13 protein-coding genes and 1 pseudogene are annotated in these 10294 nt (G+C 41.5%); 10 read left to right on the top strand and 4 right to left on the bottom strand.

All coding sequences use genetic code 11. From position 1 onward, the window contains the following. The 6 genes from DSBG_RS20550 to DSBG_RS23880 form a co-directional block, all read left to right on the top strand. The coding region (locus DSBG_RS20550; protein WP_141694392.1) for an ATP-binding cassette domain-containing protein at positions 1 to 498 on the top strand (498 nt) is incomplete at its 5' end. A 6-nt stretch (positions 499 to 504) separates the two neighbouring features. Next, positions 505 to 1488: an ABC transporter permease gene (locus DSBG_RS20545; protein ID WP_068966753.1), complete on the top strand. Its 984-nt coding sequence runs from the start codon at positions 505 to 507 to the stop codon at positions 1486 to 1488. 97 nt (positions 1489 to 1585) lie between these two features. Further along, on the top strand, positions 1586 to 2578 hold the full coding sequence (locus DSBG_RS20540; RefSeq protein WP_068966751.1) for a substrate-binding domain-containing protein: 993 nt from the start codon (positions 1586 to 1588) through the stop codon (positions 2576 to 2578). A gap of 39 nt (positions 2579 to 2617) precedes the next feature. Continuing rightward, positions 2618 to 3289 carry a deoxyribose-phosphate aldolase gene (gene deoC / locus DSBG_RS20535; protein WP_083237007.1) on the top strand — a complete coding sequence of 224 codons (672 nt, stop codon included), beginning with the start codon at positions 2618 to 2620 and terminating at the stop codon, positions 3287 to 3289. A 110-nt stretch (positions 3290 to 3399) separates the two neighbouring features. Further along, positions 3400 to 4587 carry an MFS transporter gene (locus DSBG_RS20530; protein WP_068966748.1) on the top strand — a complete coding sequence of 396 codons (1188 nt, stop codon included), beginning with the start codon at positions 3400 to 3402 and terminating at the stop codon, positions 4585 to 4587. An 82-nt stretch (positions 4588 to 4669) separates the two neighbouring features. Further along, on the top strand, positions 4670 to 4957 hold the full coding sequence (locus DSBG_RS23880; RefSeq protein WP_242877787.1) for an oligosaccharide flippase family protein: 288 nt from the start codon (positions 4670 to 4672) through the stop codon (positions 4955 to 4957). Here the strand turns inward: DSBG_RS23880 and DSBG_RS20525 are convergent. The 3 genes from DSBG_RS20525 to DSBG_RS20515 form a co-directional block, all read right to left on the bottom strand. Next, a complete protein-coding gene (locus DSBG_RS20525) occupies positions 4895 to 5329 on the bottom strand; it encodes a hypothetical protein (RefSeq protein ID WP_068966746.1) in 435 nt (144 codons plus the stop codon). The genes DSBG_RS23880 and DSBG_RS20525 overlap by 63 nt on opposite strands. A gap of 133 nt (positions 5330 to 5462) precedes the next feature. Continuing rightward, positions 5463 to 6311: a zinc metalloprotease HtpX gene (locus DSBG_RS20520; RefSeq protein WP_068966744.1), complete on the bottom strand. Its 849-nt coding sequence runs from the start codon at positions 6309 to 6311 to the stop codon at positions 5463 to 5465. Between the two features lie 44 nt (positions 6312 to 6355). Beyond that, positions 6356 to 7033 (bottom strand): TerC family protein, encoded by a 678-nt coding sequence (locus DSBG_RS20515; RefSeq protein ID WP_068966742.1) that lies wholly within the window; start codon positions 7031 to 7033, stop codon positions 6356 to 6358. A gap of 413 nt (positions 7034 to 7446) precedes the next feature. Here DSBG_RS20515 and DSBG_RS20510 point away from each other — a divergent pair, with 413 nt between their 5' ends. After that, positions 7447 to 8073, top strand: coding sequence for an HDIG domain-containing metalloprotein (locus tag DSBG_RS20510; protein WP_068966740.1), 627 nt, complete (start codon positions 7447 to 7449; stop codon positions 8071 to 8073). Between the two features lie 158 nt (positions 8074 to 8231). Here DSBG_RS20510 and DSBG_RS20505 read toward each other — a convergent pair. Then, positions 8232 to 8441: pseudogene (locus DSBG_RS20505) on the bottom strand (response regulator); the annotation flags it as partial. 150 nt (positions 8442 to 8591) lie between these two features. Between DSBG_RS20505 and DSBG_RS20500 the strand changes: the two are divergent. From DSBG_RS20500 to DSBG_RS20490, 3 genes are all read left to right on the top strand, one after another. Further along, positions 8592 to 9425 (top strand): deoxyribonuclease IV, encoded by an 834-nt coding sequence (locus DSBG_RS20500; RefSeq protein WP_068966737.1) that lies wholly within the window; start codon positions 8592 to 8594, stop codon positions 9423 to 9425. A 65-nt stretch (positions 9426 to 9490) separates the two neighbouring features. After that, positions 9491 to 9940: an N-acetylmuramoyl-L-alanine amidase gene (locus DSBG_RS20495; protein ID WP_068966735.1), complete on the top strand. Its 450-nt coding sequence runs from the start codon at positions 9491 to 9493 to the stop codon at positions 9938 to 9940. A gap of 144 nt (positions 9941 to 10084) precedes the next feature. Next, positions 10085 to 10294 (top strand): (Fe-S)-binding protein (locus tag DSBG_RS20490; protein ID WP_282434243.1); only part of this gene is annotated, 210 nt, incomplete at its 3' end.

Below are 10294 nucleotides of genomic sequence, written 5' to 3'. Positions count from 1 at the left end.
GCCTTGGTTCCTGAAAGTCGGAAGACGCAAGGGTTACTGTTAAACCTATCGGTGTGGGAAAACGCAGTTGTTCCCTCGCTTAAGAAATATACTTGGTTTGGCTTATTAAAGTATTCAACAATGTACAAACATGTGAACGCACAAGTTGAGCAATTAAGGGTAGTAACTCCATCCATTCAAGCTTCGGTGAAAAATTTAAGTGGTGGTAACCAGCAGAAAGTTGTTATTGCTAAATGGCTGCTCAAGAACTCGAATATTTTGCTCTTTGATGAACCAACTCAAGGGATTGACATTGGAGCTAAAGAAGAAGTGTACAAAATCATCAAAGGTTTATCTGACAAGGGGTTTGGAGTTATCGTCGCCTCTTCAGAATTGGCAGAGCTAGTACAATTGTGTGATAGAATGGTCATTTTGTTTAATGGTAATATTGTCGGGGAATTTCAGCAGGTAGACTTTAGAGATGAAGCCATACTTCATTGTGCGGTCACGGGAGGGTAAGAATTTGTGAGTAATGTAAGTATTGGCACTGGTGAGAAAAAGAGTAGAACGTTAGAATTGGGTTATTTTTTGGGGAAGTATAACCTATTGATTTTATTATTGGTTTTTATCAGCATTGCATCGACCTTGTCGTCAAGGTTTTTTACGATCCAAAATTTCCTAAATCTTCTGCAACAATCGTCTGTCACTGGAATCATGGCGATTGGAATGACCTTCGTCATCCTGGTAGCTGGCATCGATCTCTCGGTTGGATCTATTGCAGCCCTGTCAGGTATGGTGGTAGCCATGTTACTGGCCGCTGGTTGGTCAATACCGCTGGCGATTATCCTGGCGCTGGCAGCTGGAGGGGTATTAGGTTTCGTCAGCGGTTTTTTATCAGCTAAATTTAATATTCCATCTTTTATTGCCACGTTAGCCATGATGGTTTCCGCTCGAGGTTTGGCATTGTTGGTTACGAATGGTCAACCAATTTACGGACTGCCCGAATCGTTTAGTTTTCTAGGGGCTGGGTTTATTGGAAGAGTTCCAGTGAGTGGATTAGTTTGGATTATGCTCACAATTGTGGCAGCGCTTGCGCTGAAATACACCCCTTATGGTAGAAATTTGTTCGCTGTAGGAGGAAATCCAGAAGCAGCTCATCTCTCTGGTGTACGAGTGAATCGACATCTCATCTCAGTGTTCGTTATTTCCGGGATTCTGTCGGGCTTGGCTGGCGTTGTACTGACATCTTGGTTAACAGTAGGTCAGCCAACCGCTTCGAGTGGGGCAGAACTTAATGCGATTGCGGCAGTTGTTCTAGGTGGAACCAGTTTAGCTGGCGGTGTCGGTGGGGTAGTGGGAACATTTGCTGGTGTTCTATTAATGAGTATTATTACCAATATATTCAATCTGGTTGGGCTGGCATCCTATTATCAGCAAATTTTTATGGGTTTGATCATCATGCTTGCCCTAATACTCAATAAGTTTGTCATGGGCAAAAATGCTCATTGATATATTCCCACATTGAAAGGGGGGTGCGTCATTAAACTTTAGAATAGGCAAGTTCTTGTTTAAAAAACAACAACAATAAATAAGAGGAGGATTTAGGATGAGAAAATTACGAGGTTTGTTAGCATTAACTATGGTGTCAGTTTTGATAGGGGTTGCTGGATGTGGTACTGCTAAAACTGCTGAAACAAATGCTCCAAAAGATACTCCTAAACAAGTCGTCATCGGATTTTCCCAAGTAACCTTAGATTCACCATTTTATGTATCCTTAATGGATGCAGCGAAGGCTGAAGCAGAAGCCAAAGGTGCTAAAATAGTTTATGTGGATGCTCAAAATAATATTGAAAAACAAAATAAAGACATACAAGATTTAATCACCAAAGGAATCAATGTTCTAATTCTTAACCCTTCCAATCCAACGGCAGTTGCGCCTTCACTTGCGGCTGCTAAACAAGCAAATATTCCAGTGGTGACCGTTGATCGTCCGACAGATGGCAAGGTTGCTACGTTTGTTGGCCGAGATAATAGAAAAATGGGTGAGTTAGCAGGAAAAGAGGCCGTCCTCTTACTAGGTGGAGAAGGTAAGGCAAAAGGTAAAATTATTGAACTTCAAGGGGATGCTGGCGGCAAGGTTATGATGGATCGTCGTGACGGTTTCCATTTAGCCGTGGATAAAGAACCTGGGATTAAAGTTATCCAGGGACCGTATTGTGATTACACTCGTTCTAAAGCTGTCAAAGCATTCCAAGATTTACTCCAAGCCAATCCAGATGTAAACTTGGTTTATGCCCATAATGACGATATGTCCTTAGGTGCTTTGCAAGTTCTGGAACAAAATCAATTAGCCGGAAAAGTTAAAATCGTTGGTGTTGACGGTCTAATGGAAGCTATTAAAGCAATCCCGACTGGCAAGTATGACGCTACTGTCTTAAATGACCCACAAGTGCTGGGCAAAACAGTTGTTGATACTGCTCTAGGAGTTCTTGATGGTAAAACATATGATGCATTTATTGATGCTGGAACCACTCTGATTAATAAGGACAATGCAGCTCAATATATTAATGACAAACTGACATTTGCCGCATCAAAATAAGAGGTATTTGTTTGGATTAAAGGGGCAATCAAAATGACCATGACTCGAAACGAACTAGCTAAACTAATTGATCATACCATTTTGAAGTCTATAGCTACTCAAGAAGATATCACCAAACTTTGCACTGAAGCATTAGAGTATGGCTTTGCCTCGGTTTGCATCAACCCATCCTATGTTCCGCTTGCAGCTAAACTCCTGAAAGATTCAGCAGTCTTAGTTTGTACGGTTATAGGTTTTCCACTTGGCAGCACGTCAACGGCTTCTAAAGCCTTTGAGGCCCAAGAGGCCGTGAAGAATGGAGCACTGGAAGTCGATATGGTGATCAATGTTGGTGTTCTCAAGGAACGTCGTGAGGATGCTGTCTTCCAAGATATTTCGGCAGTCGTTGAAGCAACTAGGGAAGCTAATCCTAACGCAATCACCAAGGTTATCATAGAAACATGTTATTTAAACGATGATGAAAAAATCTTAGCCTGTAAGTTAGCAAAAAAGGCTGGTGCACATTTTGTAAAAACCAGCACAGGGTTTGGGTCAGGCGGTGCGAATACTCATGACATTTCGCTCATGCGTCAAACCGTGGGGACAGAAATGGGCGTCAAAGCGTCTGGTGGCATAAAAAACCTGCAGCAAGTCCTGGAGATGGTTGAAGCCGGTGCCTCAAGAATTGGAGCGAGTGCAGGCGTAGACCTTGTTAAGGAACTAGCGATCTAAATAACTTGTTTATTCTAGACCTAAGACTTATCCTTGTGATAGTCTTAGGTCTACATTGTTTCCTGCACGCGTAATGGTGAAATCTTAGCTTTGTAAAGGGGGGCAAAAGAATGAGTTCAGAGAATTCCACTGCTCTTGATTCACAAGCAAGCAGGTTATTATTGGTCCATACTTTGTTTTTGACCGGAGTGAGTCTATCAAATATTTTCTTCAATATTTATCTCTGGAAAATCTCGCACAACCTAGAGACAGCAGCTATTTTTAATTTATTTCAGTTTACCACTGTGCCCTTTGTTTTTTTCATGGCTACTCATCTGTTTAAACAAAAAGGAATTATCCTCAGTATTCGTCTAGGTTTGCTTATTCATGTTTGTTTCTTTTTATTTGTTCTTCTGTTAAAAAATAAAATAGCTTTCTTAGCACCAGTGTTTGGCATGTTAATGGGCTTAGGACAGGGTCTCTATTATTTCGGGTATAACGTTTCTACATATGATTGGACTAATAATCAAAATAGAGATAAATTCTCCGGTTTTAATGGTGCTGCGAGTGCCTTGGCAGGCATGGTGGCTCCGTTAGTCGGTGGAGCTATCATTCGAAGTATAGGGACTTTCACGGGGTATATCGCTGTTTTCAGCATCATGGTAATTTGCTTTATACTAGCGACCATAGTCACGCGAACATTTGTAGCTAATCCACGCAAATCTCAGTGTAATTTCACACAAGCTAGAGCTTTGATCGGAGTAGAGTGGCGACAAGTGAGTTGGTCTATGTTCTTTCGTGGCTTGCGGGAAGGCGTGATGACCTTTTTGTTGATTCTCATTTTCTATGAATTTTCTCAAAATGAACTTCAGTTAGGGTTTTTTAATTTTGTTCTATCGATAATTACCTTGCTTAGTTACTATTTTGTTGGACGATATATTAAGAGGGAACGTCGCTATCTTTCAATGCTGCTTGGTGGGGTTCTCTTGACGCTTTTTACCACAATTGTGCTTTGGGAACCTAACTTAAAATCTTTTTGGTTGTTTGGAATCGCGAATAGTTTGTTTTTCCCACTGGTCTTTGTACCGTTAACCACAATTTCTTACAATGTTATCCGCAATTGCAGGAAAACAGCTCATTATCAAGTTGAATTTCTATGCTTTCGTGAGATACCACTGAATATAGGACGAATTATTGGTATCCTACTTTTAATCTATTTCTTGCGCAAAAGCTGGCCTGCAGTCTGGCTCCTATGGGGGCTGGGGCTTAGTCAACTCCCCATAGGACCTATATTAAAGCGAGTAAGTAAGAGTTCCTAGAGAACTTGGCGGAAAATAGTTTTGAAATGACCTAGGCTTACATAGACATAGATCAAACATTGTTTTTAGAAAGGTTAACCTTATGAAAAAACAATGTTTGGTCAAAGGGGCCTTTGTTTTGACAGTAGCCTCTTTCATAACCAAGATCTTAGCTTTCAGCAATTCAATTGTTCTCTCCAGAGTGCTAGGTCCCGAAGGAATTGGGTTAAAAAAGATGGTCATGCCCTTTATGGGCTTAATGATGACCCATACAGCAGTCTGGACTATTTCGTCCATCTTTAAAACAAGTGACGAAATGCAGCTAATCTCATGTGGTGGACTGCCTTGGCTCAATACCAATGCCAATGCCAAGTATTTTGGCGTCAGCTAAAAGGTGGGTTAGAGTATTTGCTCTTTCTGCTGCCTTAATCTTTTTTCTTGCTTGATCATTACTTAGGTCAGTAATATCGATATCGAGCGACTTAGCCCGTTCTTGAAGTGATGCCAGGTGTTTTTCTCGACCCGCTGACTTAAATCGTATTTTGATTTCATCATTGGTTAAGCCGATTGTATTTATAGCTAATGTTTCAACCAGGGCCTGGAGAACGTTTGCTTGTTCACTTTTCAGGTTTACTCCGTCCACAAGGGACTGATCCATAAGAAGTACTTCTGACTTACCTGAAGCAACCTGTGCTTGTGCCAATGTTGGTGTTGATAACATTACAATAATCGATATAGTCCCAGCCATTTGTTTCAATTTCACATGATCACATCCTTATTTTTATTTGGTTTGATATCTGCTAGCTTAGATTATCATTACTGCTTACTTCGTGATTTTAACTTTATTAATTGAGTTGGTAACTCCCATTTCTTAAAGAAGTATAGGTTCGAGAGGTTCATAGACTGTTTAACCGTTTAACTCTCTCTTCAATTGGCGGGTGAGTACTAAATAATGAGAGCAGTCTTTTGGTATTAAGTGGGTTAACAATGAACAGGTGACTGGCTGCGGGATTAACATCCATGGGAATTATTTGCGATCCGCGTTCTAATTTAAGAAGGGCATTGGTCAAACCAGTGCTCTGACCTGTTATTTTGGCTGCAGTAGCATCTGCCAGGTATTCCCTGGAACGTGAAATAGCCATTTGTACGAGTAAAGCTGCAAGCGGTCCTAAGATAATAAGCGGCAGGGCTGCCAGACCGCCACCTTCTTCTTCATCGTCACCATTAAGTCCGCCAAACATTAGAGCCCATTGGGCCCAGTTAGCTAGAGTCGTAATCACCCCGGCCATTACTGCGGCGATCGTACCGATAAAAACGTCCCGGTTTTGGATATGGGCTAATTCATGGGCGATTACGCCTTCTAGCTCATTCCTATCCAGAAGAGTAAGAAGACCTGCAGTCACTGCGACCGCCGCGTGAGCCGGATTCCGTCCTGTAGCAAAGGCGTTAGGCTGTTGAGAAGGGGTTAGATAGAGCTTTGGCATAGGCAGGTTGGCATTCTGAGCTAGATTTTCCACTAGCGCGTATAGCTGAGGTTTTTCCTCCCTGGTTACGAACTGGGCTCTAGTCATCGACAGAGCTATTTTATCGCTAAACCAATAGCTTCCAAAGTTCATTGCCAGAGCAAGCATGAAAGCAAGCACCATGCCGCTTTCCCCACCTAAAGCTTGACCTGCTAAGACTACTAAAATGGTCAATAGACTCATGAGCATGACAGTTTTAACTTGATTTCCGAATCCAGTCATAATTTATTCATTTCTCCTCTCAAATAGCAAAATATCAAATGAGTTTAATGATTGGTTTGTAATTTAAGATGCATTTTTAGCTTGCCGGAAATAATTACACCCAACACAATAACTGAGATCACTAACCATTCCAAATAAGAATTAGCAGCAAAGAAGGAGTGTAGTATCGGTTCTTCTACAATCATGCTCCCAGCTGTATAGGCGATGACCATGGAACCCAGATAGATAATAAAAGGGAAACGTTCAATGAGTTTAATAACTACAGTACTGCCTAAAACAACAATTGGAATACTAACGAGCAGACCACACACGACGATGAGGAAATTGCTGTGAGCGGCCCCAGCCACGGCTAACACGTTATCGATACCCATAGCTGCATCTGCGACCATAATAGTACGAATAGCTACCCATAGACTGGTAGATTCCTTAGTTTGATGCTCTTTCTTTTCTTCCACTAAAAGCTTGTAAGCCATCCAGATCAGTAATAGTCCTCCTGCCAGCAAAAGTCCTGGAATCTTCAGAAGCCAGACAACTAGTAGGGTAGCGACTATTCGGATCAGCACTGCTCCAAGTGTGCCCCAGAGGATTGCTTTTTTTTGCTTATTTTGGGGAAGATTACGGGCAGCCAGGCCAATTATTATTGCGTTGTCACCTCCTAGAACTAAGTCAATCATGATTACGGACAATAGGGCAGATATAAAGTCTGGTGAGAAAAATTCCATGTCCTAAGCTCCTCTCTTTTGGTCAAAATAAAGTCCTAAAAAATATATAAAAAAAGACCTTTACCAGTTAATTCTGGTAAAGGTCTTGCTTACAACTTTAATAGTTGCCAACAAAGCCGGGGGTTTTTAATCCCGAAATGACGACTTTGCTGTGTGAGCTACTCCCCTTCAACTATACGATTAAGTATATTGTACGTTAAAATGATTAGATAGTCAAGTATTATGGTTCATCCCATGATTGACGGTCTTTCTGAAATATAAGTCTGTTGAAGCGATAGCCACGGACAAGAGAGTAGTGTTTTAGTCTAGATGGGATGTAGGGAGAATAAGAGGGGGATAAAGAATGATTACATTAAACACAGGAAGTTTGGGTAAGCATAGATTAAAATACTGTTTAAGTGGAGTAAAAAAAGATGCAACTATTTATTGAGATTAATGAACATTTGTTGAATGACAAAAAGCCTTCAGACTACTTTATAGAATTAAGTAAATCTGGTATCTTCGAATTAAACTACCCTTACACCTTACTGGGCGACTTAAAGGAAGTACCTCAATCGCCGCAGCATCACCCAGAAGGTAGTGCTTGGAACCATACAATGTTGGTTGTAGATAATGCAGCGGAACGGAAAAATCTCAGCCAAAATCCAAAAGTACTTATGTGGTCTGCTTTGCTCCATGATTTGGGCAAAGCTGCCACCACAAAGATGACGAAAGGGAGAATAACTGCATACGATCATGATAAATTGGGGGAGAGGCTTTCTGCTAAATTTCTTGAGGAACTTAGTGATGACAAGGAATTTATAAATCAAGTTTCCAAGATGGTAAGGTGGCATATGCAAATACTCTTTGTTACTAAGGGATTACCGTTTGCAGATATCAAAAGAATGGCTTCTGAGGTTTTCCTTGACGAGATAGCACTTCTTGGATTATGCGATCGCTTAGGAAGAGGAGATATGACCCTTGATAAAAAGCTGGCTGAGGAGAAAGGCATAATGACTTTCTTGGAAAAATGCCACAGATATTTAAATAACAAGAATTAGGAGAGTTCACGAACATTACCCGGAAAATCATAATTTAGCAATTGCTCTTGAGTTTCTGGTAATAAAATATAATCGTGATGAAGTAGTTTTTTTTGCTCTGAGTTTTACATCCCGCCGTTCGTGTAGCGGGGGGACGATTAAAGTTAAGCCGTTTAAGCGATCTTTGGTAAAAGGATAAGCCCATCACCGTCCGGTAGCTTAATATCTAACAGGACAATATCGATTAAAGTTTCTTTGAGAAGGGATAACCCTTCTTCAGCTGTGCCGGCTTCCACTATTTCGTAGCCTTTACGCTTCAAACGCTGAGCTATAATAGCGCGCAAAGCTTCCTCATTGTCTAAGATTAGAATCTTTGGACAGTGCTTCATTTGCTGTAATCTCCTGCCTTATGGAGAGGTAAGGTTATCTTTACACATGTTCCTAAAATGTATAATGAAAGCTTCGGGGTGAACTTTTGAATAAGGTCAGAAATTGGAATATAATGCATTGGAAGTCTTGCACGAGAAAGAAGGATTACGATGTTAAAGATTGGATGTCATTTATCGATTTCTAAAGGATTCCAAGCTATTGGTAAAGATGCCCTGAAAATACATGCCAATACGTTTCAGTTTTTCACCCGTAATCCAAGGGGCAGTAAAGCGAAGGCAATCGATCCGAAGGATGCTGAGGCTTTACTTAGGCTGATGAAGGAAAATCAATTTGCTCCGATTTTAGCTCATGCCCCTTATACCCTCAACGCATGTTCCCCTGAGGAGAAAACAAGAGAGTTTGCTGCCCAAGTTATGGCTGACGATTTGGTTCGAATGGAGTATTTACCTAACAACCTCTATAATTTCCACCCTGGCAGCCATGGTGGGCAAGGCTCCGAAGTGGGTATACGTCTGATTGTTGCGCAGCTTAACGCTCTTTTAAAACCCGAACAGACAACCACGGTGTTGCTTGAAACCATGGCAGGTAAAGGTACAGAGGTAGGGCGCACCTTCGAAGAAATCAAGCAGATCATCGATGGTGTCGTTTTATCAGACAAAATAGGTGTTTGCTTGGATACGTGCCATATCAATGACGCAGGTTATGATATTGTGCATGATCTGGACGGTGTCCTGAATAATTTTGATGAGGTCATTGGTTTAGAGAGGCTTTTGGCGATCCATTTAAATGACAGTATGAATCTTAAGGGCAGTCATAAAGACCGCCATGCCAAAATCGGTGAGGGCTCCATTGGTTTGCAAGCCATCACCCAAATCATCAATCACCCTAAACTCCGGCACCTGCCTTTCTTTCTCGAAACACCAAACGAGCTTTCAGGCTATGCCGAAGAAATTGCCCTCCTGAGAGGTTGTTACGAGGAATAGTTGAAGTTTGAGGTTATTGGTAAAGCCATTGACTTCCTGAAAGTTGAGGGAGAGGGGAGAATAGAATGGATTGGCGAAAAATAGTTATCCATCACTCAGCAAGCCCTACAGAAGTGATGAGGGCAGGAAAGACGGTTTCGGTAAATGCTGAGATGATACGTGAGTGGCACCAAACTAAGGGGTGGAGCGATATTGGTTATCATTTTGTAATTATGCCGAACGGGAGCTGTGAGGATGGGCGTCCCTTAGATCGAGCGGGAGCGCATTGTAAAGCAGGACATCGTAATTCCAGTGGGGTCGGAATTTGTCTCGTAGGAAATTTCAGCGAAAAGGAAGTACCGGATACCCAACTCGTTGGGTTAATTAAAAAAGTCGTCCAACTTCTGACCTTCTTTTCTCTAAAGACGACAGACGTTGAGCTGCACCGGGACGTGCCAGGGGCTGCCACGGAATGCCCAGGACGGTATTTCCCAGCAGATGTTCTAAAGAAGGAACTGGAAAAAAGCTTTAGCTAACAGCCCAAAGAGCTCGTAATATAATAGAATATTCGAAAATATGTAATAAACGAAATATTACGGCAGGGGAAAAGAGAAACGTGGAGAATTCTGATGATGGAAGCATATTAACACTATAATTACTTCAGGAAGGGGTAATATCAGATGTCACAGCTTAACAATCCTCTAGAAGTATACAAGTTACTCCCAAAATCAAATTGCAAACTGTGTGGGATGGCAACATGCCTAGCGTTTGCAGATTTGGTAATCAAGGGACAGAAACGTTTTGGTGAATGCCCTCATTTAGAGAGCCAGATCATTGAGGAAGTCGATAGTAAGATTATTAAACAAATGGCTCCTGAAGAGCAACTTAAA

Source organism: Desulfosporosinus cupriresistens, assembly GCF_001707885.1.
GTDB lineage: Bacteria > Bacillota > Desulfitobacteriia > Desulfitobacteriales > Desulfitobacteriaceae > Desulfosporosinus.
The sequence above is the reverse complement of the archived record's forward strand: the minus strand, read 5'-3'. Positions and strand labels throughout refer to the sequence as shown.